This window comes from Nonomuraea sp. NPDC004186, assembly GCF_053603495.1.
This window is the reverse complement of the sequence record NZ_JBSGFQ010000025.1, coordinates 43,778-64,448: the sequence shown is the minus strand read 5'-3', so window position 1 is coordinate 64,448 and position 20,671 is coordinate 43,778. Positions and strand designations below refer to the sequence as shown.

Here is a 20,671-nt window from a genome sequence, read left to right as displayed (position 1 = left end):
GACATCTGCACCACATCCGCACACGGGGCTGGTGGATCCGGCGGGGCCGCACGCGGTGTGCTCGAGGAGCAGCCTAGTGGGGGAGGCGTCGCGTATGGACGAACCGATCGTGGATCCCGCCGCCTCCCGGCGGGAACGGCGGCGGATCCGCGGTGTCCGGACGCTGTTGCTCGGCCGCCGGGAGCCCGCGCCGCCGCCGTGGACGAGGCGCCTGCTCGCCGTCGCCGCGGGGGTCACGGGGCTGAGCGGCGCGTTGTTCGGCGCCGCGGCCCTCAGGACCGACCACGAGTCGGCGGGGATGGCGGGGCTGATGGTCTTCCTCGTCATGGTGCTCTACATCGGCGTCGCCCGGCCCGAGCCGGAGCGGAGGGGCGGCGAGCGTCACGTCCACCCCGCCGAGCTGGACTCCGAGGCGCTCACCCTGCTGGCCCGGGCCAGGCAGGCGATCCTGGAGGTGACCGACTCCCGGGTGAACCGCCTGGGGCTCCTCGACACCGTCGCCAACGACGTCGTGCTCCCCGAGCGGCTGTGGCACGTCGCCCGCCTCCTGCGTACGCAGACGGAGCTGCGGGCCGAGCAGGCCGAGGCGCGGGTGGAGCTGATGACGCCCGAGCTGGCCGCCGTGCTCGAACCCCAGCAGGAGGCCCTGCGCCGCTCCGTGGCGGCGGTCACCGAGCGGGTGTGGGAGCTGGAGGTGTACGCCGGCCGCGTCAAGGCGGCCGACTCGGCCCTGCGCGCCCAGGAGCTGCAGCGCAGCAACGACAGATATCGGGACCTGCTGGCGCAGACCGGCGACGCCGAGGGCCTGCGCGACCTGACCGAGCAGGCGGACACGCTGGCCAGGAGCCTGCGCGAGGCGGTCGAGGCGGGCCAGACGCTGGCCTCAGAAATCACGCCACTCGTCGAACCATGAGCCGGCCTCGCCCGAGGGCACGCCCGCCCGCGCCGCCAGCGCCATGAAGGCGTCGCCCGCCTCCTCCCGCCGCAACGTGTCGATCATCCCGTGCCGTCCGTCGAGGTCGTTGAGCCTCTCCACGAACTCGCGCAGCGTCTGCCTGGCGTCGGCCACCCCGCCCGGATCGTCGGCGCTCAGCCGCCCGATGGCCTCGGAGGCCGTCGTGTAGGCCCGGCACGCCGCCGCTCCCGCCCGCCGGTCGTCGTCGACCCAGTTGCGCAGCGGATTGTCGATGTTGGCGGCCAGCCATTTGTCCGACTTGGCGCCGCGCAACCGGACCTGCACCTCCGATCCCCGGTAGCGCTGCTTGATCGGCCCGCTCTGGCTGCTCCTGAGCGAGGCGACGCTGACGTGCCGCAGGGCGCCGCCGGGCGGGGGCAGCATCGACGCGTCCACCCCGTACGCGTCGATCAGCTCCAGCGTGTGCAGCTTGGGGAACGCGGTCGCGCCGACGAGCCCGCCGTACGAGCGGAGCCACTGGATCCGCAGCGACTCCAGCTCGGCGAGCCCGTCCAGCGCCGCGAGCCGCAGGTCGCCCGCCACCTCCATCGCCACCTCGCGCACGCCGCTCAGCCCGGAGGGGACGCCGGAGCGGGTCGTCACGCGGATCCACCGCCCGCCGGCGGCCGCAGTGACGAGCTCGGGCGGCGCCGCGTCCAGGCGCAGGCGGGTCAGGGTGGGCGGCAGGACGAGCCGGCGCGGCGAGGCTCCGGCGAACGTCAGATCGTTGAGATGCGTCCCGCCCAGATCGACCTCGCCGGGCGGATCGGCCCAGTGCAGGCTGGTGATGATCGGCCGGGACGAGAGGGCGGCGGCGAGACCGCGGTCGGGCCCGGCCCAGGTCAGCGAGGTCACCCGGGGCAGCGCGTCCAGCCCGGCCCAGCGCACCTCGCCGTGGAGCTCCCGCAGGTCGAGCCCGGACACCATGGCCGGCCTGCGGATCCGCCGGCCGCCGAAGTCGGCCTCGATCTGCCCGGGAGCGGCGCTCTTGTAGGCGGCCTTGACCTCGTCGGGCACCCGCAGGTCCCAGTGCCGCTGCAGGACGACCTGCACGCCCAGGGCGGGCCATCCGCCGTACGCGCTGGTCGAGCGCGGAATGCCGGCGCTCACCGGCAGCGACCCGAGCCGGACGAAACCGGCGGGCAGCGGGGCGGCCGCGTCGACGGAAAGGATCTGGGGCACACCCTCCCAGCTGTGGTGGTCGATGATCAGCGGGCGGGCCCCGAGCAGGTCGTCGAGCGCGGGCGCCGTGTCGGAGTGCCAGTCGAACACGCACACCGTCAGCTCGCGGCCCGCCGCCGTCACCTGGCACGCGCCGAAACCGCCGAGCGGCAGGGGCACGGCCACGACGTCACCGATCTCCAGCATGCCCGGCAGGCTAGCAACCGCGGGCGACAACCCCGTGGCAATGATCCCGCCCGCGCGGGATCATTGCCGCATGGACGTACTCGCGGCCGTCGCGGTGATCCTCGCGCTCGTGCTCAACGGCCTCATGGCAGGGGTCTACTTCGCGTTCTCGACGTCGGTGATGCCGGGCCTCGACGCCGTCGACAAGGAGCAGGCGGCAGCCGTCATGCGGAGCATCAACCAGAAGATCCTCAATCTGGCGTTCCTGTCCACGTTCACGCTGGCGCCGATCCTCGCGCTGGTCGCCGGGATCCTGCTGTTCGTGGCCGGGCCCGGCAGCCTGCCGGGCATCCTGGCCGTCGCGGGCGCCGTCGTCGCCTTCGCCGGCTCGATCATGGTGACGGGAGCGGTCAACGTCCCGCTGAACAACGCGATCGACGCGGGCGAGGTCGACTGGGCCGACTACCTGCCCCGCTGGACCCGCTTCAACACCGTGCGCGGCTGGGCCTGCGCGCTCACCGTCGTCCTCCTGGGCGCCGCGCTCTACGTCTGGGAGTGATCCGGCTTGTGCCGCTGGTAGTAGCGGGCGACGCGGATCCGGTTGCCGCAGAGCGTCGGTGAGCACCAGCGGCGGCGGGGGTGGGCCGGGAGGAAGAGCATCCGGCAGTCGGGTGCCTCGCAGGAGCGGACCTTGCCCACGTCGGGGTCCGTCAGCAGCTCCACGGCCGCCTCGGCGAGCTGCGTGAGCAGGCGGCTCACGTCCGTCCCGTCCCGCCGCGCGACGCTCGTGAAGACGACTCCCCGGGCCTCCAGCCGAGGGTACGGCGGGGAGAGCCGCAGGGCCTCGTTGATCGCCGCGATCGAGTCGGGCGGCGCGGGGACGGCCTGGCGGGCGGCGTCCAGGGCCGCTTCCACATGACCGCGCAGCCGGCGGACGGCGGCCAGGTCGGCGGCCGGGAAGGGCCCGCCGGGCAGAGTGAGGCGGTCCGACTGCCTGGCCAGCCAGTCGCCGAAGTCGGCGGCCCGGTCCAGGGCGTCGTGGTCGCGGGACCGTGTGTTGACCAGGTCCAGGGCCAGGGGCTCACCCGTCAGCAACTCCATGCCGCTAATGCTACATCCACGAGTTGACCCATTAGCTCCTGTCGGTCTATAACTAATGCGTCTTCGCGAGAAAGAGGCATGTGAGATGTGGATTCCAGACATCAGGCACGGGTTCGTGGACGTCGAGGGGGTCGAGGTCTTCTACCGGGAGGCGGGGCCGGAAGGCGGGGTCCCGCTGCTGTTGCTGCACGGGTTCCCGTCCGCGTCGCACCAGTACCGGCGGCTCATGGACGCCCTGGGCAGCCGCTATCGGGTGATCGCACCCGACTATCCCGGATTCGGGCACACGCGGGTCCCCGACGGTTTCGCGTACTCCTTCGACCGGCTGGCCGACGTCGTCGAGGGGTTCGTGCGGGCGATCGGGCTCGGGCGGTTCGTGCTGTACGCGTTCGACTTCGGCGGGCCCGTCGGGTTCCGGGTGGCCGAGCGGCATCCCGAGTGGATCGCGGGGCTCATCGTGCAGAACGCCAACGCGTACGACGAAGGGCTGTCCGAGGTGGCGCGCCAGGCCGTCAAGGCGCCGTCCGGGGAGCTGTTCACGCTGCCGTTCACCCGCGGCCAGTACGAGGACGGCACGGCGGACCCGGCGCTCGTGGCGCCCGACGGATGGACGCTCGACCAGCACTTCCTGGACCTGCCGGGACGCAAGGAAGCGCAGCTGGCCCTCGCCCGCGACTACGCCGGGAACCTCGCGCGCTACCCGGCCTGGCAGGCATGGCTACGCCTGCACCGCCCGCCCACGCTGGTGCTCTGGGGGCGGGGAGACGCGATCTTCCTGGAGCCGGGCGCCCACGCGTACCGGCGGGACGTGCCCGAGGCGGAGGTGCACGTCTTCGACACCGGGCACTTCGCGCTGGAGGAGAAGCTCCCGGAGATCGCGCCGGTCATCGCGGACTTCCTGGAAAAGACGACCACGTGACGAAAGCCCCACGGTTACCCGTGGGGCCCGACGAGCGTGAACGAGAATCCGGCGCGGGCGCCGGTCCTCGTCACGTCAACCAGGAACGGCTATCGACGGCCGGGAGGACGGTCGTCTTCGTCGTCTCCGGCGCCATAGTCATCGGCGTAATCGGCATAGCGATCCGCCAGCTCATCGTTGAGGTCGTCGGCGTCGTCATTGCTGCTGGAGTCTCCGACCCCGAGTTCATCGCGAAGACGGTCAAGATCCGTGCCACCGCTGTTGTACTTCAGCTGGCGAGCAACCTTGACCTGCTTGGCCTTTGCTCGGCCGCGCCCCATTGGCTCGACCCCCTCGTGTGGGGTCGTCCCCGACCCCCTCGTCGCTAACGCACCACACACTGACGCCGCGTCTCTTTGGGCGTCAGCCTATCGTTCGCCTATTACCGTACCTGTTTTGTGCCCAGCTCGGTACGTCGTATGGGCGTGGGCCGTCAGCGGCCCAGCCAAATGCCCCTAATACGCCCGACTTCCGACATTCTGCGCTCGGCTAGCCTATCCGCTGCGACAGCGGGCGGAACGCCCTCATCGGCAGCGATTTGGAAGATCTTCAGGGTCGTGTCGTAGATCTGGGTGGCCTTCGATCTGGCTCGTTCCATGTCGAAGCCCTCGATCTCGTCCGCGACCTGGATCACGCCTCCCGAATTGACGACATAGTCGGGCGCGTAGAGGATGCCGCGCTCGGCGAGTTGCTTCTCGACCCCGGGGTGGGCGAGTTGGTTGTTGGCCCCGCCGCAGACGATCTTCGCCCGGAGCCTGGCGACCGTCGCGTCGTCGAGGGCGCCGCCCAGCGCGCACGGCGCGAACACGTCGATGTCGGATCCGCTCAGCTCGGCCGCGTCGGCCACCACGTCGACCTCCGGATGGCGCAGGCGCACCCGCTCGACGGCCTTGGGGGCGACGTCGCAGATCACGACCTCGGCGCCGTCCTCGCGCAGGAGCTCGACCAGGCGGTGGCCCACCTTGCCGACCCCTTCGACGCCGACGCGCCTGCCGTGCAGCGACGGAGTGCCGTACACGCGCTCGGCCGAGGCCCGCATGCCCTGGAACACGCCGTACGCGGTCAGGATGGACGAATCCCCCGCCCCGCCGTAGGCCGGCGAGCGGCCGGTCACGAAGCGTGACTCGCGGGCGATGAGGTCCATGTCCTCGCTGTAGGTGCCCACGTCGCAGGCCGTGATGTAGCGCCCGCCGAGCGACTGCACGAACCTCCCGTACGCGCGCAGCAGCGCCTCGTTCTTGTCGTGGGCCGGGTCGCCGATGATGACGGCCTTGCCGCCGCCCAGGTCGAGCCCGGCCAGCGCGTTCTTGTAGGACATGCCCTTGGCGAGGTTGAGCACGTCGGCCAGGGCCGCGCTCTCGCTCTCGTACGGATAGAAGCGGGTGCCTCCCAGCCCAGGGCCCAGGGCCGTGTTGTGGATGGCGATGATGGCACGCAGGCCGCTCTGCTCGTCGGCGCAGAACACGACCTGCTCGTGGACGTCCTTTTGGGACGAACCGAAGACGTCGGTCACGGTAGTGACTCCCTGTCCGGTCCGCCGCACCTTTGCGACGGAGATCACCTCACAGCGTAGTAAGCCACAACGGTGCACGCAGGTTCGCTTCATGACACGATGCCTCCGTGCTGCCCTATGCCGCCTACCTCCGCGTCTATGAGCCACTGACCGCGTTCGCCGAACCCGAGCGCAAGGTGTGGGCCGACTACGCCGACTCACGGGACCGCCCGCGCCGCGCGAACGCGCTCAATGCGGAGCACGGCGAGTCGGTCATGCGCCTTCTCGGTATGCCCCCTCAACCCGTTCCCGCCCAGGAGAGCCCCAACGCCTATCTGCGGCGTGTTGAGGACCGTCTCTATGTCTGTCCCTGGCAAAGCCGTTTGCGCTCGTGGCTGGCGTTCTCAAGGCTGCGTGGCACCACTCCTGTGAAGCTGATGGACCATCTGGTGCCCAAGGCGATCGCGGACCAGGTGGCGGACGACTTCGACCGGTACAAGCGGCAGGCCGGTTCGTCCGCGTTGCGTACGCACATTCGCACCACGGCGTGGCATGTGCCGCCATCGTGGTTCGTGCCGTTTGATGGGAACGAGCGCTGGCTGGTGCTCGGCTCCGCCAACCCGGGACAGGACGTGACGACCGCTACCGGACGCAACCTCATCTACGTCACCTCCATGGCGCAGGCCAGGAGGCGGGCGGCCAGGGCGCTCAACGTGCTGCGCAGGCACCTGGGCGACGTGGCGGCCAACTTCGACGTGGAGGACGTCGCCAGGTGGCTGGAGGAGTTCCACCCGCACTCGCTGGTGGAGCTCGACTACGGCGGCCTCGTCCACCTCATGGACGACGACGCGTTGCAGGCGGACCAGTCGGTGGCCGAGCTGGCGGGCGCCCTGACGGGCCTGGACACGGGTCAAGAAGAACTTGCCTACGCCATGTACCAGAGGGTGATCCTCCGGTGGAAGTCAATGCAACAGCTGGAATCTGCCAACTGAGGCTCAATACGACCGTCTGACCTGCATGAGTAGGTCACGTCTCCCGGCTGCTCTCTTCTGCGAACTGAGTAGTTTGCCGTTTTCACTGCGATACCACGAACCGTGTCGCTAGAATCACCGAGCGTGACATCGCCGCGGGGGCGGGCAGTTGGGTCAAAGAAGGGCTCGCCAATCGCTCTGCGTGGCGGTATGGTCACATCGGGTGATGCCGCATATGGCTCAGAAAAGCCGCACGCTCTGTGCCATAGGGGGACATCCGTGACACGCGCAAAGGCAGTCACAGGATCGCTAAGCCGGTCCACACGGAGGAGAGGCCGCACAAATGTCAGCTCGTACACCCGAGGCCGAGCCACTGCTCACGCCCGCTGAGGTCGCGACCATGTTCAGGGTCGACCCCAAGACCGTTACGCGGTGGGCCAAGGCGGGTAAGTTGACGTCGATTCGAACCCTCGGCGGTCATCGGCGTTACCGGGAGACCGAGGTCCGGGCACTGCTCGCGGGGATTCCGCAGCAGCGCTCGGAGTAAGTGAGGGTCGTCACGGATCCTCAGGGGGGTTGAGGGTGAGCCAGGCCGACGGCCTGGTCCACCGTCGTGGCGACACAACGTCGCATGGGAGAGTTGGCGCCGCCCGCCCGGCGCCATCCTTCTCTCTATCTCTCTATCTCTCTATTTGAGTCGTTCCAACAGCGTGGCCACGGCGCCGTCGTAGGCGGCGGCCACGCCGAGCAGCGCGACCATGTGATCGACGAGCATCTTTTCCAGCGTCGGTCGCTCTATGTCACGGTGCTCGAGCCAGTCGAGGCCGGCCGTCTCCACGGAGGCGATCCACGAGCGCAGGGTCGTGCGCAGCACCGGGCTGGCCTCATCGACCCGCATCTGCTTCAGGATGAGGCGGAAGAGACGCTGGCGTACGCCGTCGACGATCTCGCCGATCTCGCCCGCCCGGTTGGCGGGCCCCCCGCGCAGCAACGCGGCGAACCCGGCCGCGTGCTCCTCGACGAAGTCGAAGTAGCGCCTGAGCCCGGAGGCCAGCTCTTCCAGCGGCCTGCCGCCCTCATGGGGGCGAAGCCGGGACTCCAACTGCTCCGCCGCGCTCCTCAGCGCGGCCACGTAGAGCTCCTGCTTGCCACCGAAGTAGTGGTAGACCAGGGCCCGCGAAGCGCCCGCCGCCGAGGCCACGTCGTCGATCGAGACGTCTTCCGCGTCACGGGTGCTGAACAGCTCGAGCGCGGCCGCCATCAGCTCCTCGCGACGCCGGTCGACGCTGAGCCTGCGCCGCGCCGGCCGTGCCGTCTCGGCTGACTTCCCGGGTGTCACACCTGCACAGTAGCCGACGCCGTGCCGGCCGTTCCCCGGGTCAACCCGCGACGATTCCCTGAGTCAAACAGTGAGAAGGCCGTACCCTGCCGCGAACTCGATCGTTTGGTCAGACAGGTGCCCATATCCGCATCGCGGGGGAGACACATGTCAGGACCGCCCGTCAACACTTCAACCATTACCGAGCTCAGAGAGGTAGACACACTGCCTCGGCCCAGACCGACCATCCGCAACGTCGCCGAACGAGCCGGCGTCTCGAAATCGCTGGTCTCTCTCGTGCTGCGCGGATCCCCGCACGTGAGCGAGCACCGGCGCCAGGCCGTGCTGCAGGCCGCCCGCGAACTCGGCTACCGGCCGAACGCGGTCGCGCGAAGCCTGGTCGAAGGCCGTACGCATCTGGTGGGCGCGCTCGTCGCCGACCTGCACAATCCGTTCTACGCGGAGTTCCTCGACGGTCTGCAGGAGAGCCTGCACGGCGACGGCCTGCGCATGCTCATAGGGAACAGCCAGTGGGACCCGGCGTTCGAGGACGAGGCCGTCGAGGCCTTCCTCGAGCTCAGGGTGGACGGGCTGGTCCTCCTGGGCATCGCGCCGACCAGCGAGACGCTGATCGAGGCCACCGCCTACACCCCGACCGTCGTCGTAGGGGAACGTGACATCGAGCTCGACGGAGTCGACATCGTGGTCGACGACGACCAGCTCGGCGCTCGCCTGGCCATCGACCACCTGGTCGAACTCGGCCACAAGCGCATCGCGCACATCGAGGGCCGGCGCTCGTCGCGCTGCGAGGGCTACCTCGTGGCCATGCGCAGGCACTCTCTGGCGCCGTACATCATGGTCGAAGCCGCGGACTCGACCGAGGAGGGTGGCAGGGAGGCGGCAACGGCGCTGCTCACCCGCGACCCCAGGCCCACGGCGATCTTCGCCGCCAATGACGTGGTCGCGCTCGGCGTGCTCTCGGCCGCCAGCGACCTGGGCCTGCGAGTCCCGCAAGACCTCTCGGTGGTCGGCTACGACAACACGCACCTGTCGGCCTCCCACCACATCTCGCTCACCTCGGTCGACCAGCCCCGCCGCACCATGGGAAGGTCGGCGGCGGCGCTGCTGAGCGACCGGATCGGGGACCCCGCGAAGGTCTCGCGCCTGCGCGAGATCCGCCCCGAGCTGATCGTGCGACGCAGCACCGGTCCCGCTTAAAAGAGGATCAAGGCTGGGTCAAGCCGCGCGGAGACGTGGCCGCGCGGCTGTTTACTCGTCAGGGTCATGCTATTTGTGGCCGGATTCGATCCGGCCACGATCTGATCCGGGGGAACAGTCATGCGTGATCCGGAACTAGTGTCTTGCGCCCAGCGCGCGGCGGCCGAGCTCGAGCGCGCCTGGGGCCACTGGCGGGCGGGGAGGGGGCGGGGCGTCGACGGCGCCGCTGAGTCGGTCGCCAGTTACGTCGCCCACTCCCTCGACCACCCGTGGGGCCGGCCCCGCGTCGTCCTCGGGCTCGACGCCGAGGACGCGCGGGAGCTGGCCGCCCTGCTGGAGCGCCAGGAGATCGGCGAGCGTGTCTGGTGAGGGGCTAGGGGCCCGGCCAGGATGTAGCATTCCCCGCCACTCGCCGTAGTTGGCATAAGAAGGGCTTGAGCTCCGGGCTTGCCGTAAGTTGGATGCCATGCGTGCTCTGCCAGCCTCAGCTCTCGTCGTTTGCGGCCTGATCGCCTCCGCGTGTGGCGGCACCGGCACCGGTGGCGCCGCGGCAGGTCAGGCCGCTCCCGCGACCAGCGCGGAGCAGACCGCCGAGCAGACTCCCTCCGAGCAGACTCCCGCCAAGCGGACTTCCGCCAAGCAGTCCCCGCCCGACGCCAAGCCCATGGAGGGCAAGGTCGTCGTGATCGACCCGGGCCACAACGGCGGCAACTACCGCGACCCCGCGGCCGTCAACCGCAAGGTCAACGTGCTGACCAAGTGGAAGCCCTGCGACACGACGGGCACCCAGACCAACAGCGGCTACACCGAGGCCGCCTTCTCCTTCGACGTCTCCAAGCGGCTCGTCAAGATCCTCGAATCCCGTGGGGCCACGGTCAAGCTGACCAGGACGAGCAACGACGGCGTGGGCCCGTGCATCACCCAGCGGGCCGCCATCGGCAACAAGGCCCGCGCCGACGCGGCGATCTCCATCCACGGCGACGGCGCGGCCCCCGCCAACCACGGCTTCCACGTCATCATGCCGAAGAAGATCAACGGCCCCGTGGACAAGGTCGTGGGCGCCTCCAGCAGGCTCGGCATCGACGTGCGCAACGCGTTCGCCAAGGGCACGGGCCTGCCGTACTCCACCTACATCGGCCGCAACGCGCTCGACTACCGCAACGACCTCGGCGGCCTCAACCTGTCGACCGTGCCGAAGATCTTCATCGAGTGCGGCAACATGCGCAACGCCGCCGAGGCGGCCAAGTTCCAGGATCCCGGCTTCCGGCAGAAGATCGCGCTGGCGCTGGCGAACGGATTGCAGCACTATCTCGAAACATGATTCCTCGCCCAGAGCTGCTCAGCGATCTTTCCGGTTCCTTCGAGCTGACCTCGGGCGCGACCGTGTCCGGCGACCTGGTGGACGCCGTACGCCTCGCGCTTCCGCGGCTCGACCTGCGGCCCGGCGACGCCGGTGAGATCGACGTCCGGCGGGATCCGGCGCTCGGCGAGGAGGCGTACCGGCTGACGGTGGGTTCGCGGGGCGTGGAGATCGTGGCCGGCGGACGGGCCGGGGCCTTCTACGCGGCGCAGTCGCTGCACCAGTTGCTGCCCGCCGCCTCCTACCGGTTCTCCACCGGGGCCTCGTGGCTCGTTCCAGGGGTGCGGATCGAGGACGCGCCGCGCTTCGCCTGGCGCGGGCTGCACCTGGACGTGGCGCGGCACTTCTTCCCCAAGCGGGAGATCTTCCGCCTGCTCGACCTGATGGCGACGCACAAGCTCAACCGCCTCCACCTGCACCTGGTGGACGACCAGGGGTGGCGGGTGGAGAGCAGGGCGTACCCGCTGCTGCACGAGGTCTCCTCGCACCGGCCGCGTACGGCGTCCAACTACTGGCGGGAGCCGGACACGTACGACGACCTGCCGCACGGGGGCTACTACACGCTCGACGACCTGGCCGAGATCGGCGCCTACGCCCGCGCCCGGTGCGTCACGGTCGTCCCCGAGATCGACGTGCCCGGGCACGCGTCGGCGATCCTGGCGGCGTACCCGTCGCTCGGGGCCACCGGGGAGCGGTACGACGTGCTCGACCGGTGGGGCATCTCCTCGGCGATCCTGTCGCCGCTGCCGCCGACCGTCGAGTTCCTGACCACGATCTTCGACGAGCTGGTCGGGGCGCTGGGCGAGACTCCCTACGTGCACATCGGCGGTGACGAGGTCGTGCTGGACCATTGGGGCGAGTCCGCCGAGATCACCGCGTACCGCGACTCGCTCGGGCTGGCCACCTCCAACGACCTGCAGGCGTGGTTCCTGCGGCGGCTCGCGGACGCGCTGGCCGAGCGGGGCGCGCGGGCCGTGGTGTGGGACGAGGCGTTCGTCAGCGGTGGGCTGCGGGAGGACACCGTGGTCATGCCGTGGCGGGGCATGGGGGTGGGCCGCCGGGCCGCCGCGGCCGGGCACGACGTGGTGGCGACCCCGGTGTTCCCGCTGTACTTCGACTACGCGGAGGCCTCTTCGGCGGACGAGCCCATGGCCATCGGCGACGCCACCACAGTCTCGGACGTGGCCGCCTTCGACCCCGCGCCGGCCTCGTGGACGGAGGAGGAGCGCGCCCGGGTCCTGGGGGCCCAGGCGCAGCTCTGGACCGAGCGCGTGCCCGACGCCCGCACGGTCGACTACCGCCTGTGGCCGCGGGCGTGCGCGCTGGCGGAGATCGCGTGGGCCGGCCCCACGGACGGCTTCACGGGCGGCTTCGAGGGACGGCTGGAGGAGCACCTGGGGCGGCTGGACGCGCTCGGGGTGGAGTACCGCCCGCCGGCGGGGCCGCACCCTTGGCAGCGCCGGCGCCCGCACCGGCCGGGCGTGTTGCGCGTCCAGGAGGCGATGGCCCACATCGAAGGCATGACGCACGACGCGGAGTCGACCCGCCCCAGCGTGTGACTTACAGGGCCGGGCGGTCGTTGAGGATGCGCTGGAAGAGGCGGCAGGTCTGCCACCTGCCGTCGATCTCGAGGTAGCGGTCGGCGGTGCCGTACGGCTCGAACCCGGTCTTGACCAGCACGTTCTGCGAGGCCGCGTTGTCGAGCAGGACGCTGGCCGCGATCCGGTGCAGCCGCAGCTCCTCGTCGGCCATCCGGCACACCTCCCGCACGGCGCCGGTGGCCAGGCCGCGCCCGATGTAGCCGCCGTCCACCCAGTAGCCGAGGTCGGCGCTCAGCCAGGGGCCGCGGACGATGCCGCTGAGCGTCGCGCGGCCCACGATCTCCTCGCCGTCCGCGAGCACCCAGGCCATCGCCCGGCCCTGCGCCTGATCTTCGAGCAGGCCCTTGAGCCGCTTGGCCTGTCCGTCCGCGGTGAAGAACTCGTCAGGCCTGCGGGGCTCCCACCGCTTGAGGTGGTCGCGGTTGCGGTCGTAGGCGCGTACCAGGGCCTCGACGTCCTGTTCGGCGGCCGGGCGCAGGGTGATGCCGTCCGCTAGTGGTACCTCTTCGATCATTCGCCCCACGATAAGGGATTCAGGCGGTACGGCCGATGGCGTCCGTAATGGACTTGAGGCCGTGACGGCGCACGCGCCGGGAGAGCTGACGGTGGATGCGCGAGGCCCAGAGCGGGCCGCCGTAGACCCAGCCCGTGTAGCCCTGGACCAGGGTGGCCCCGGCGAGCAGGCGCTCCCAGACGTCGTCCACGTCCTCCACCCCGCCGACCGACACCAGCGTGAGCCGGTCGCCGACCCTGGCGCGCAGGCGCCTGAGCACCTCCAGCGAGCGGCCCTTGAGCGGGCGGCCCGACAGCCCGCCGGTCTCGCCGTCGTGCCTGATCGTGGTGTTGGTGGCGATGATGCCGTCCAGGCCCAGCTCCAGCGCCAGGTCGGCGACCGCGTCCACGTCCTCGTCCGCGAGGTCGGGCGCGATCTTCACCAGCAGGGGAGTGGCACGGGGCGTGCCGTCCGCCACCTCCTTGACCGCCGTGAGCAGCGGCCGCAGCAGCGAGACCGCCTGGAGGTTGCGCAGCCCCGGGGTGTTGGGCGAGCTGACGTTGACCACCAGGTAGTCGGCCAGCGGCGCGAGCTCCTTGGCGCTGGCCACGTAGTCGGCCACGGCCTCCGACTCGGGCACCACCTTGGTCTTGCCGATGTTCACCCCGACCACGACGGGGACGCCGCGGGCGCGGCGCAGCCTGCGGGCGGCGGCGGCCGCCCCGGCGTTGTTGAAGCCCATCCGGTTGATCACCGCGCGCTCTCCGACCAGCCTGAACAGGCGCGGGCGCGGGTTGCCCGGCTGGGCGTGCGCGGTGATCGTGCCGACCTCGACGTGGCCGAAGCCGAGCGCGGCGATGCCCTCGGCGCACGCGGCGTCCTTGTCGAACCCGGCGGCCAGGCCCAGCGGGCCCGGGAAGTGCACGCCGAACGCGGTCACCCGCAGGGCCGGGTCGCGGGGCGCGAGCGCGCGGAAGAGCAGCCGCTTGACCACGGGCAGCTTTGCGAGGAGCGCGAGGGCGCTCACGGTCTGATGGTGCACGGCCTCGGCGTCGAAACGCCGCAAGACCTGCGTGAACACGAGGCGATACATCACGGGTCAGGCTACCAATCCGGCCTCGTGGGCGATGATTGCGGCCTGCACGCGGTTGCGCACGCCGAGTCTGGTGAGGATGGCGCTCACGTACGCCTTCACCGTGCCCTCGACGATGTGCAGCTCGCGGGCGATCTCGGCGTTGGACATGCCCGCGCCGACCAGGGCGAGCACCTCGCGCTCCCGGTCGGTGAGCGGGCCGACGCGGTCGCGGGCCTGCGCCCCCTTGGTCATCTTTCCGCCCGCGAAGTGTGCGATCACCCGCTGGGCGACCCTGGGCGACAGGTACGCGGCCCCGTCGGCCACCGCGTGGATCCCGGCGATCAGCTCGCGCGGATCGCCCGACTTGAGCAGGAACCCGCTCGCCCCGATGTCGAGCGCCTTGGCGATGTAGTCGTCCTCCCCGAATGTGGTCAGCATCACCACGGCCGTGCCCGGCGCGACCCGGCGCATCTCGCTCGCCGCCCCCAGACCGTCGAGCCTGGGCATGCGGATGTCGAGCAGCGCCACGTCGGGGCGGTGGCTGATGGCCAGGTCGACGGCCTGCCTGCCGTCCCCGGCCTCGGCCACCACCTCAAGCGACGGGTCGGAGGCGAGGATGGCCTTGACCCCGGCCCGGATCATGGCCTCGTCGTCGGCCAGGAGTACGCGGATCACGCCCTCTATATTGCCGATATGGCACAGGTGAAGGTGTACGGGCGCAGGGATGTGTGGGCCGGACGGCAGCGGGAGATCTCGGATCTGGTGCAGTCGTGCCTGGTGAGCGCGTGGGGCGTGCCGCCGGAGAAGCGGTTCCACCGGTTCCTGCTGCTGGAGGAGGACGACTTCGTCTGCCCTGGGCGCAGTGACAATTACCTCATCATCGAGGTGATCTGCTTCACCGGGCGCAGCGACGACGCCAAGCGGGCGCTGATCAGGGAGATCTACGACAAATCCGGCTACGAGCCCGAGGACGTGGAGATCACGATCATCGAGATGCCCAAGGTGAACTGGGGGATCCGCGGGGTGCCCGCCGACGAGCTCACCCTCTCGTACAAGGTCGAGGTCTAGCTGACGGTATGGTCCGACTCATGAGCACTCACTATGACGTCGTCGTTCTCGGCGCGGGTCCCGGAGGGTATACGGCCGCCGTCCGCGCCGCCCAGCTCGGACTGCGCGCTGCGGTCGTCGAGGAGAAGTACTGGGGTGGCGTCTGCCTGAACGTGGGCTGCATCCCGTCCAAGGCGCTGCTGCGCAACGCCGAACTGGCCCACATCTTCAACAACGAGGCCAAGACGTTCGGCATCAGTGGCTCGGTCACCTTCGACTACGGAGCGGCCTTCCAGCGCAGCCGCAAGGTGGCCGACGGTCGGGTCAAGGGCGTTCACTACCTGATGAAGAAGAACGCCATCACGGAGTACGACGGCCGCGGCACGTTCCTGGACGCGAACACGATCCAGGTGAACGGCGAGACGATCACGTTCTCCCACTGCATCATCGCGGCGGGCGCGACCACCCGGCTGATCCCGGGCACGCGGCTTTCCGAGCGTGTGGTGACGTACGAGGAGCAGATCCTCACCGAGGAGCTGCCGGAGAGCATCATCATCGCGGGCGCGGGCGCCATCGGGGTGGAGTTCGCGTACGTGCTGCACAACTACGGCGTCAAGGTGACGATCGTGGAGTTCCTCGACCGGGTGGTGCCGCTGGAGGACGAGGAGGTGTCGGCCGAGCTGGCCAAGCGCTACAAGCGGCTCGGCATCGAGGTGCTGACCTCGACCCGCGTGGACGCCATCGAGGACACCGGCGCCTCCGTCAAGGTCACCGTCACCCGCGGCGGCGAGACCCGGGTGCTCGAGGCCGACAAGGTGCTGCAGGCCATCGGGTTCCAGCCGCGCGTCGAGGGCTACGGCCTGGAGAAGACGGGCGTGGCGCTGACCGACCGGGGCGCCATCGCGGTCGACGGGCGCTGCCGTACGAACGTGCCGCACATCTTCGCCATCGGCGACGTCACCGCCAAGCTGATGCTGGCGCACGCCGCGGAGTCCATGGGCATCATCGCCGCCGAGACGATCGCCGACGCGGAGACCATGGAGCTCGACTACGTGATGATCCCGCGGGCCACGTACTGCCAGCCGCAGGTGGCCAGCTTCGGCTACACCGAGGCGCAGGCGCGCGACCTGGGCTACGACGTGAAGGTGGCGAAGTTCCCCTTCACGGCCAACGGCAAGGCGCACGGCCTGGGCGACTCGGCCGGCTTCGTCAAGATCATCAGCGACAACACGCACGGCGAGCTGCTCGGCGCCCACCTGATCGGGCCCGAGGTCACCGAGCTGCTGCCGGAGCTGACCCTGGCCCAGCAGTGGGACCTGACCGTGCACGAGGTCGCCCGCAACGTCCACGCCCACCCGACGCTCGGCGAAGCGGTCAAGGAAGCCATCCACGGCCTCGCCGGCCACATGATCAACATGTGACCGTACCGAAAGCATGGTCCTCACCCGGGAGGCGCTACGCGCCGGGCCCTGCCTCCCAAGGGGGCGAGCCCCCTTTCGATCCCCCAAAGGCGCGGTCCTCGCTGACGCTCGGGCGTGCTGATGGGGGATCGGGGCCTCGCCCCGATCCCCGGCAGGGCACCTCGCGCTCCCCCGGCTGTGGGCCGCGTCTCCCATGGGTGATTTCGTTCGGTGAGTGAGTAGCAGCAGCGTTTGACGGTCGGTTTGAACAGCGCTCGAGGCCCGATTGGGCCAGGAAAATCAGTGAGAAGCAACAGCGCCCCTTCGCCTGTTCGGCCGCCCGTATCGCGGTCAACGTGGCCGATCTTGGCAAGCTGCTTGCCGATCATTGCGGCGCTGCCCGCTGGTGCCAGGCGGCGCGCTCAGGACGCTGGTCGATGAGCCCGATATCAAGGGCGGCGCATTGCCGCTGCAGTGCCGCGGCTCTGTCCTTGCAGATCGCCACCCGCCTGACCGACGCCCGGGAGGTTATCCGAATTCGTCCTGCCCGGGAGCGCTCCAGGTCGGTGCCGAATCACACCGCCGCCGCCCGCACAACGCCCCGACACCGTCAAGGTAAAGCTTGACCAGGTCAGGAGCTACTGGGCCGATCAATGGCGAGCGAACGCCAACGATCAAGGACCAGCGGCCGGTACGACCTGGCCCGAGAACTGAACGGCACCGGGGACGGGCAGGCGCCTGCTCCTGGTGCCACCGTGACTGTGTGTCGCTTGCTGGGTCTTACTTGTCGGCTGGCACGTACACCAGTTCGAGGATTCCGGACGGGAAGGCCGTGCTTTTCACCAAGCGCAGGTTCACAGCCTGAGCCAGCTCGGGGAACAGCGGCGCGCCCTTGCCGGTGACGGCGGGCAGCACCCACAGCCGGTACTCGTCGACCACGCCGAGCTTGATCAGGGAGTGCATGAACGCGGTGCCGCCGGCGGCGACGAGGTCCTTGCCAGGCTCGGCCTTGAGCCTGGCGATCTCCTCCGCCGTGTCACCGCCGGCGATCCGGGTCTCGGGCCAGTCGTCGGCCGATTTCAGGGTGCGGGAGAACACGACCTTGGGGATCTCGTTCATGGCCTTGGCAGAGGGGTGGTCGGAGGTGGGCCAGTATCCGGCCATGATCTCGTAGGTGTTGCGGCCCATGAGGAAGGCCCCGGCCTCCCACAGTCGGCTGACAAAGTACTCCTCCTGCTTCGGGTCGTCGATGCTCATCATGACGTCCCGGATTCCGTTGTCCCCGTCAGCGCTCTTGCCGTCGAGCGAGACGTAAAAACCAAGAATCAACTTCCGCATCGGGTGCCTCCATGTGTTTCTTCCCACGCCGGGACGGTCCCAGCACGGGCCCAACACCCCCAGGGGGCGCTTGCATGAGCTCCGATCGGCGTCCACCGCTCGATCAGCTCGTGCTCAGTGATTGGTCACTCACACACTCAGACCGCCGGTTACCTCAAAACTCATCGCGCTCAGCGCCATCGATACCGCTCACTCGCAGCAGCAGGAAGCTGCTCCCGGCGGCGGCACGGTCGCGGCGCGCCCGGAGCAGGCTGGGCCGCAGGTCCTGCGCGGTGGCCACGAACATAGCCGCAGAGCGTAGCCGGGCGCCGGGACGGTCAGGCAGCAACCAAAGTCGCGTTTCCGAGGTGACCTAAGTGGCCACGGTCCGGCCGCCCGGGAGTAGCGGCCGTGCCGACCCGGCCCTGCCCATTGCGTCTCGGGTGTGACGGTGCCCCGAAGCCGGATTGGTGGGGGCGACTTCCTTATGGGGCGGCTCTCTCAACAGATATGCCGCGACGGGTATATTCGCAATGGCTGCCAGATTCAGAAAGCCGATGTATGAATGCGATGATCAGTCAAGCGGAAGGGTGCTCGGGGGGCAGCATGGACTGAAGATGCTCGCGTGCTACGCGAATATCCGAAATACGCTCCCATTTGGCCGATGCTGCAATGATCTCTTTCGCTCGTGCATTCACGCGAGCAGAGCTGATGAAGGGTAGTGCTCGGGTGAGGTTCTGCATGTATTGGCCTACAAGTGCTGGTTTGCCCCCTCGTATAGCTGTCTGTGCTTGCCGGCCGAGATATTGAGCATGAAAGAGCGGTGACCATTGCCCCATGGCCTGAGCTGCTTCGTGCAGGAGCCGGTCGGCCTCGTTGTACTGGCCCAGCTGGCTTAAGCCGATGGCCACATCGCCGCCGAGAGCAGCCTCGGCGAACGGACTCAGCCCGCGAGTGTCCAAGGCTCGATCCAGGGATTCGCGAGCTTCCCTCTGATTCCTCTTGATGCCCGCCAGCGCACGCCCCAGCCGCATATGCAGGCTGGACAGGCGGCTTGGGGAAAGGTCGGCGATTCGTAGTCCGCGCTGGGCATACTTCACCGCTCGGAACTGGTCGCCGCGATAGAGGCTGACGCGGCTCAGCACGTCATAGGCCCGCGCCCGCGCTGACGGATCCCCGGCATGGTGCGCCAGTTCGAGAGCGATCACGCCGGCATGCTCCGCCTGGGGAAGCCTGCCGGCGTCATACAGAGCGATGCTGGCCTGGTACAGCAGATCCGATGCCGCCGCTTGCAGATCGCAGCCAAGAGAGCTGGCTCGAAGGCCGTCCATTTGCTTCACATGGCCCAGGGCGCGGGCCGTGAGGGGTAGCCCTCCAAGTTCGTAGCGGCCTCGCGCCATACTGCCGGCCAGTGCTCGCACATAGTCGGGATCAAGATAAGGGTTTGAGCTGGCAGCGGACGGGACGAACACGACTGATGCCGCGGCTGCCAGGAACTCCCTGCGCTCCACAGGTCCCTCCACAGAAGGCGTAAATCGCACCTCCCAGCCGACACGCGCAAGCAACTCCTTTGCCTTGGCCAGGCCCGTATCGGCGACACCTCGGCACACGCGAGAGATCCATGCTTGCGACACACCTAACTCATGGCCGAGCTGGGCTTGGGTCCAGCCGCGTTCTTGCATGATCGCCATGAGGGCTTCGGGGGTGTCCGAACTTCCACTAGCTGAGTTTATAGCGGAGAGGTATTAGCCAAATAGTGCCCTATACCTCTGAAGAATACCCGCGCTGGCGTCGTGGAAACGGTTGGGGAAACCTGGCCGTCGGCCGGTGGCCTACATCAGATCTATTCCCGTGACGCGACGACGGAGGCGAACGGTGCGACTCGAGCTTGACGAGCTGGCGGAGAAGCTGGCCGCGCAGGAGGCGACGCAATGAGCGCTCGGGCCGAGGGCAGGCAGGAACCGAGGACCAGAGCGCCCGAGATCGGATGGAAGCCGTCCCCCGGTTCCATGACTTGCGAGAAGGGCTGGGTCGGCGCTCGAATGCTGTTCTCGATCATCGACGAGCGCTACAAGCTGACACTGCATCATCGGCTCCCCGGGCGTGACGGTCTCCCGATGGGCAGTGAGACGTTCGAGGTGAATGGCAGCACGTCCATGGAGCAGGCGCGCACCAAGGCGCACGAGCGTGCGCATGCGATCTGGGTGGAATTCCTGCGCGATGTCGTAGCGCCTCGGGCAGGGGCGAAACGGGCATCCTAGACGCCCCGGCTATGTGAGCCTGGCCGCCACGCAGTCGGGTGCTCAAAGTCCGCGACCAGCCGGCCAGACGGGATCGGCTGTAACGGTTTGCTGCCCCGGCCAAGGGATGTGAAGGCCGATCGCGTGGCTCCAGGACATCGGGCAAGAAGTCACATCGGGAGACGTCCCGTATCAAACTGTTTTTCCGCCGAGCAGGCCGAAAATCACGCCCAGACCCGCCCACGCGGCTCTCTGCAGCCATTCCGCCGTTGACGCCTGTGAGGGAGTGGGATTGGCGATGAAAAAACCTGAATAAATAGCCCCACCCACGAAGAGGACGGTAAAGCCGAGCACCACGAAGAACACTAGCCGGAAATTCCGGTCCACGGTCGTCGCGCCGCCGCCCGGGCTCATTCCGGCCCTCCTGCGTACCGGCGGGAGCGCGCCGCCGGGCTCGGCGTGGGTGGGCCGTTCCGGTCCGCATCGACCTTGATGATCAGCCCGTCTATGGGGATGACCTCTTCCTCCGTGGCCGGGCGTGCCCCCTGCGGGGACTCGAGCGTGGTCCCGGCTTTCACGATCAGGGTCAGCTCGCCGAGAGGGCGTCTGAATATGGCGTGGAGGGCCGCACGCATGCCGGAGTTGCCGGCCATCGTCAGGACCATGGCCGCGAGTCCCGCCGTGGCGAATCCCCAATAGAATCCGTTCATGACTCCCTCTGGGATCGCAGTGCCCGCTATCGGCGCGATTCCCTTTTCCCGGGCTCGGATCCCGCTGT

General features: G+C 69.1%; 25 protein-coding genes. 12 read left to right on the top strand and 13 right to left on the bottom strand.

Annotated elements, in window-relative coordinates:
- Window positions 1–94: 94 nt before the first annotated feature.
- Window positions 95–913, top strand: coding sequence for a hypothetical protein (locus ACWEPL_RS21440; RefSeq protein WP_452437221.1), 819 nt, complete (start codon window positions 95–97; stop codon window positions 911–913).
- Here the strand turns inward: ACWEPL_RS21440 and ACWEPL_RS21435 are convergent.
- Window positions 884–2,323, bottom strand: a complete 1,440-nt coding sequence (locus tag ACWEPL_RS21435; RefSeq protein ID WP_452437220.1) for a hypothetical protein — start codon at window positions 2,321–2,323, stop codon at window positions 884–886. The two genes, ACWEPL_RS21440 and ACWEPL_RS21435, sit on opposite strands and share 30 nt — an antisense overlap.
- 70 nt (window positions 2,324–2,393) lie before the next feature.
- On the opposite strand from ACWEPL_RS21435, the gene ACWEPL_RS21430 reads away from it, so the two are divergent.
- Complete coding sequence (locus ACWEPL_RS21430) at window positions 2,394–2,861, top strand: anthrone oxygenase family protein (protein WP_452437219.1); 468 nt, start codon at window positions 2,394–2,396, stop codon at window positions 2,859–2,861.
- Here the strand turns inward: ACWEPL_RS21430 and ACWEPL_RS21425 are convergent.
- Window positions 2,846–3,403: a CGNR zinc finger domain-containing protein gene (locus ACWEPL_RS21425; protein WP_452437218.1), complete on the bottom strand. Its 558-nt coding sequence runs from the start codon at window positions 3,401–3,403 to the stop codon at window positions 2,846–2,848. The genes ACWEPL_RS21430 and ACWEPL_RS21425 overlap by 16 nt on opposite strands.
- Before the next feature lie 85 nt (window positions 3,404–3,488).
- Here ACWEPL_RS21425 and ACWEPL_RS21420 point away from each other — a divergent pair, with 85 nt between their 5' ends.
- Window positions 3,489–4,322 carry an alpha/beta fold hydrolase gene (locus ACWEPL_RS21420; protein WP_452437217.1) on the top strand — a complete coding sequence of 278 codons (834 nt, stop codon included), beginning with the start codon at window positions 3,489–3,491 and terminating at the stop codon, window positions 4,320–4,322.
- A gap of 89 nt (window positions 4,323–4,411) precedes the next feature.
- Here ACWEPL_RS21420 and ACWEPL_RS21415 read toward each other — a convergent pair whose 3' ends face one another.
- Window positions 4,412–4,642: a DUF3073 domain-containing protein gene (locus tag ACWEPL_RS21415; RefSeq protein WP_350737475.1), complete on the bottom strand. Its 231-nt coding sequence runs from the start codon at window positions 4,640–4,642 to the stop codon at window positions 4,412–4,414.
- Window positions 4,643–4,794: 152 nt separating this feature from the next.
- Window positions 4,795–5,874 (bottom strand): Glu/Leu/Phe/Val family dehydrogenase, encoded by a 1,080-nt coding sequence (locus ACWEPL_RS21410; protein ID WP_449908239.1) that lies wholly within the window; start codon window positions 5,872–5,874, stop codon window positions 4,795–4,797.
- A gap of 107 nt (window positions 5,875–5,981) precedes the next feature.
- Between ACWEPL_RS21410 and ACWEPL_RS21405 the strand changes: the two genes are divergently transcribed.
- Window positions 5,982–6,845: a hypothetical protein gene (locus tag ACWEPL_RS21405; RefSeq protein WP_350737470.1), complete on the top strand. Its 864-nt coding sequence runs from the start codon at window positions 5,982–5,984 to the stop codon at window positions 6,843–6,845.
- 322 nt (window positions 6,846–7,167) lie between these two features.
- Window positions 7,168–7,371, top strand: a complete 204-nt coding sequence (gene bldC / locus ACWEPL_RS21400; protein ID WP_013133571.1) for a developmental transcriptional regulator BldC — start codon at window positions 7,168–7,170, stop codon at window positions 7,369–7,371.
- 141 nt (window positions 7,372–7,512) lie between these two features.
- Here the strand turns inward: bldC and ACWEPL_RS21395 are convergent, their stop codons facing one another.
- The gene (locus ACWEPL_RS21395) at window positions 7,513–8,163 is read right to left on the bottom strand and encodes a TetR/AcrR family transcriptional regulator (RefSeq protein ID WP_350737468.1); all 651 of its coding nucleotides are present in this window, start codon (window positions 8,161–8,163) and stop codon (window positions 7,513–7,515) included.
- Window positions 8,164–8,310: 147 nt separating this feature from the next.
- On the opposite strand from ACWEPL_RS21395, the gene ACWEPL_RS21390 reads away from it, so the two are divergent.
- The 4 genes from ACWEPL_RS21390 to ACWEPL_RS21375 all read left to right on the top strand — a co-directional run bounded on the left by ACWEPL_RS21390 (window position 8,311) and on the right by ACWEPL_RS21375 (window position 12,279).
- The gene (locus tag ACWEPL_RS21390) at window positions 8,311–9,360 is read left to right on the top strand and encodes a LacI family DNA-binding transcriptional regulator (RefSeq protein WP_350737465.1); all 1,050 of its coding nucleotides are present in this window, start codon (window positions 8,311–8,313) and stop codon (window positions 9,358–9,360) included.
- 120 nt (window positions 9,361–9,480) lie between these two features.
- Window positions 9,481–9,729 (top strand): hypothetical protein, encoded by a 249-nt coding sequence (locus tag ACWEPL_RS21385; protein ID WP_185069048.1) that lies wholly within the window; start codon window positions 9,481–9,483, stop codon window positions 9,727–9,729.
- Window positions 9,730–9,826: 97 nt separating this feature from the next.
- Entirely contained in the window at window positions 9,827–10,681 is an 855-nt protein-coding gene (locus ACWEPL_RS21380; RefSeq protein ID WP_452437216.1) for an N-acetylmuramoyl-L-alanine amidase, read from the top strand.
- Window positions 10,678–12,279 carry a beta-N-acetylhexosaminidase gene (locus tag ACWEPL_RS21375; RefSeq protein ID WP_452437215.1) on the top strand — a complete coding sequence of 534 codons (1,602 nt, stop codon included), beginning with the start codon at window positions 10,678–10,680 and terminating at the stop codon, window positions 12,277–12,279. Before ACWEPL_RS21380 ends, ACWEPL_RS21375 begins: the two co-directional genes overlap by 4 nt.
- Window position 12,280: 1 nt before the next feature.
- Here the strand turns inward: ACWEPL_RS21375 and ACWEPL_RS21370 are convergent, their stop codons facing one another.
- The 3 genes from ACWEPL_RS21370 to ACWEPL_RS21360 are packed head-to-tail and all read right to left on the bottom strand — an operon-like array spanning window position 12,281 to window position 14,564.
- Window positions 12,281–12,835, bottom strand: coding sequence for a GNAT family N-acetyltransferase (locus ACWEPL_RS21370; RefSeq protein ID WP_452437214.1), 555 nt, complete (start codon window positions 12,833–12,835; stop codon window positions 12,281–12,283).
- Between the two features lie 19 nt (window positions 12,836–12,854).
- On the bottom strand, window positions 12,855–13,907 hold the full coding sequence (locus tag ACWEPL_RS21365) for a quinone-dependent dihydroorotate dehydrogenase (RefSeq protein WP_452437213.1): 1,053 nt from the start codon (window positions 13,905–13,907) through the stop codon (window positions 12,855–12,857).
- 6 nt (window positions 13,908–13,913) lie between these two features.
- Window positions 13,914–14,564: a response regulator transcription factor gene (locus ACWEPL_RS21360; protein WP_350737450.1), complete on the bottom strand. Its 651-nt coding sequence runs from the start codon at window positions 14,562–14,564 to the stop codon at window positions 13,914–13,916.
- Window positions 14,565–14,582: 18 nt separating this feature from the next.
- Between ACWEPL_RS21360 and ACWEPL_RS21355 the strand changes: the two genes are divergently transcribed.
- Together ACWEPL_RS21355 and lpdA are read left to right on the top strand one after the other, a co-directional pair.
- Entirely contained in the window at window positions 14,583–14,957 is a 375-nt protein-coding gene (locus ACWEPL_RS21355; protein ID WP_363983950.1) for a tautomerase family protein, read from the top strand.
- Between the two features lie 20 nt (window positions 14,958–14,977).
- Window positions 14,978–16,357: a dihydrolipoyl dehydrogenase gene (gene lpdA / locus ACWEPL_RS21350; protein ID WP_355207656.1), complete on the top strand. Its 1,380-nt coding sequence runs from the start codon at window positions 14,978–14,980 to the stop codon at window positions 16,355–16,357.
- Between the two features lie 759 nt (window positions 16,358–17,116).
- On the opposite strand, the gene ACWEPL_RS21345 is transcribed toward lpdA, so the two are convergent.
- The 3 genes from ACWEPL_RS21345 to ACWEPL_RS21335 form a co-directional block, all read right to left on the bottom strand.
- Window positions 17,117–17,674 (bottom strand): dihydrofolate reductase family protein, encoded by a 558-nt coding sequence (locus ACWEPL_RS21345; RefSeq protein ID WP_452437212.1) that lies wholly within the window; start codon window positions 17,672–17,674, stop codon window positions 17,117–17,119.
- A gap of 154 nt (window positions 17,675–17,828) precedes the next feature.
- Window positions 17,829–17,960, bottom strand: a complete 132-nt coding sequence (locus tag ACWEPL_RS21340) for a hypothetical protein (protein WP_452437211.1) — start codon at window positions 17,958–17,960, stop codon at window positions 17,829–17,831.
- 271 nt (window positions 17,961–18,231) lie between these two features.
- On the bottom strand, window positions 18,232–19,344 hold the full coding sequence (locus ACWEPL_RS21335) for a helix-turn-helix domain-containing protein (protein WP_452437210.1): 1,113 nt from the start codon (window positions 19,342–19,344) through the stop codon (window positions 18,232–18,234).
- Window positions 19,345–19,695: 351 nt separating this feature from the next.
- Here ACWEPL_RS21335 and ACWEPL_RS21330 point away from each other — a divergent pair, with 351 nt between their 5' ends.
- On the top strand, window positions 19,696–19,914 hold the full coding sequence (locus ACWEPL_RS21330) for a hypothetical protein (protein WP_452437209.1): 219 nt from the start codon (window positions 19,696–19,698) through the stop codon (window positions 19,912–19,914).
- Between the two features lie 171 nt (window positions 19,915–20,085).
- Here ACWEPL_RS21330 and ACWEPL_RS21325 read toward each other — a convergent pair whose 3' ends face one another.
- Both ACWEPL_RS21325 and ACWEPL_RS21320 read right to left on the bottom strand, forming a co-directional pair.
- Window positions 20,086–20,307: a hypothetical protein gene (locus tag ACWEPL_RS21325; protein ID WP_452437208.1), complete on the bottom strand. Its 222-nt coding sequence runs from the start codon at window positions 20,305–20,307 to the stop codon at window positions 20,086–20,088.
- The gene (locus tag ACWEPL_RS21320) at window positions 20,304–20,603 is read right to left on the bottom strand and encodes a hypothetical protein (RefSeq protein ID WP_452437207.1); all 300 of its coding nucleotides are present in this window, start codon (window positions 20,601–20,603) and stop codon (window positions 20,304–20,306) included. The genes ACWEPL_RS21325 and ACWEPL_RS21320 overlap by 4 nt, the downstream gene beginning before the upstream one ends.
- Window positions 20,604–20,671 lie beyond the last annotated feature (68 nt).

Coding starts and splice junctions, on each gene's coding strand:
- ACWEPL_RS21440 (WP_452437221.1), top strand. CDS start 95: ATGGACGAACCGATCGTGGATCCCGCCGCCTCCCGGCGGGAACGGCGG.
- ACWEPL_RS21435 (WP_452437220.1), bottom strand. CDS start 2,323: ATGCTGGAGATCGGTGACGTCGTGGCCGTGCCCCTGCCGCTCGGCGGT.
- ACWEPL_RS21430 (WP_452437219.1), top strand. CDS start 2,394: ATGGACGTACTCGCGGCCGTCGCGGTGATCCTCGCGCTCGTGCTCAAC.
- ACWEPL_RS21425 (WP_452437218.1), bottom strand. CDS start 3,403: ATGGAGTTGCTGACGGGTGAGCCCCTGGCCCTGGACCTGGTCAACACA.
- ACWEPL_RS21420 (WP_452437217.1), top strand. CDS start 3,489: ATGTGGATTCCAGACATCAGGCACGGGTTCGTGGACGTCGAGGGGGTC.
- ACWEPL_RS21415 (WP_350737475.1), bottom strand. CDS start 4,642: ATGGGGCGCGGCCGAGCAAAGGCCAAGCAGGTCAAGGTTGCTCGCCAG.
- bldC (WP_013133571.1), top strand. CDS start 7,168: ATGTCAGCTCGTACACCCGAGGCCGAGCCACTGCTCACGCCCGCTGAG.
- ACWEPL_RS21390 (WP_350737465.1), top strand. CDS start 8,311: ATGTCAGGACCGCCCGTCAACACTTCAACCATTACCGAGCTCAGAGAG.
- ACWEPL_RS21385 (WP_185069048.1), top strand. CDS start 9,481: ATGCGTGATCCGGAACTAGTGTCTTGCGCCCAGCGCGCGGCGGCCGAG.
- ACWEPL_RS21380 (WP_452437216.1), top strand. CDS start 9,827: ATGCGTGCTCTGCCAGCCTCAGCTCTCGTCGTTTGCGGCCTGATCGCC.
- ACWEPL_RS21375 (WP_452437215.1), top strand. CDS start 10,678: ATGATTCCTCGCCCAGAGCTGCTCAGCGATCTTTCCGGTTCCTTCGAG.
- ACWEPL_RS21370 (WP_452437214.1), bottom strand. CDS start 12,835: ATGATCGAAGAGGTACCACTAGCGGACGGCATCACCCTGCGCCCGGCC.
- ACWEPL_RS21365 (WP_452437213.1), bottom strand. CDS start 13,907: ATGTATCGCCTCGTGTTCACGCAGGTCTTGCGGCGTTTCGACGCCGAG.
- ACWEPL_RS21355 (WP_363983950.1), top strand. CDS start 14,583: ATGGCACAGGTGAAGGTGTACGGGCGCAGGGATGTGTGGGCCGGACGG.
- lpdA (WP_355207656.1), top strand. CDS start 14,978: ATGAGCACTCACTATGACGTCGTCGTTCTCGGCGCGGGTCCCGGAGGG.
- ACWEPL_RS21345 (WP_452437212.1), bottom strand. CDS start 17,674: ATGCGGAAGTTGATTCTTGGTTTTTACGTCTCGCTCGACGGCAAGAGC.
- ACWEPL_RS21340 (WP_452437211.1), bottom strand. CDS start 17,960: ATGTTCGTGGCCACCGCGCAGGACCTGCGGCCCAGCCTGCTCCGGGCG.
- ACWEPL_RS21335 (WP_452437210.1), bottom strand. CDS start 19,344: ATGGCGATCATGCAAGAACGCGGCTGGACCCAAGCCCAGCTCGGCCAT.
- ACWEPL_RS21330 (WP_452437209.1), top strand. CDS start 19,696: ATGCTGTTCTCGATCATCGACGAGCGCTACAAGCTGACACTGCATCAT.
- ACWEPL_RS21325 (WP_452437208.1), bottom strand. CDS start 20,307: ATGAGCCCGGGCGGCGGCGCGACGACCGTGGACCGGAATTTCCGGCTA.
- ACWEPL_RS21320 (WP_452437207.1), bottom strand. CDS start 20,603: ATGAACGGATTCTATTGGGGATTCGCCACGGCGGGACTCGCGGCCATG.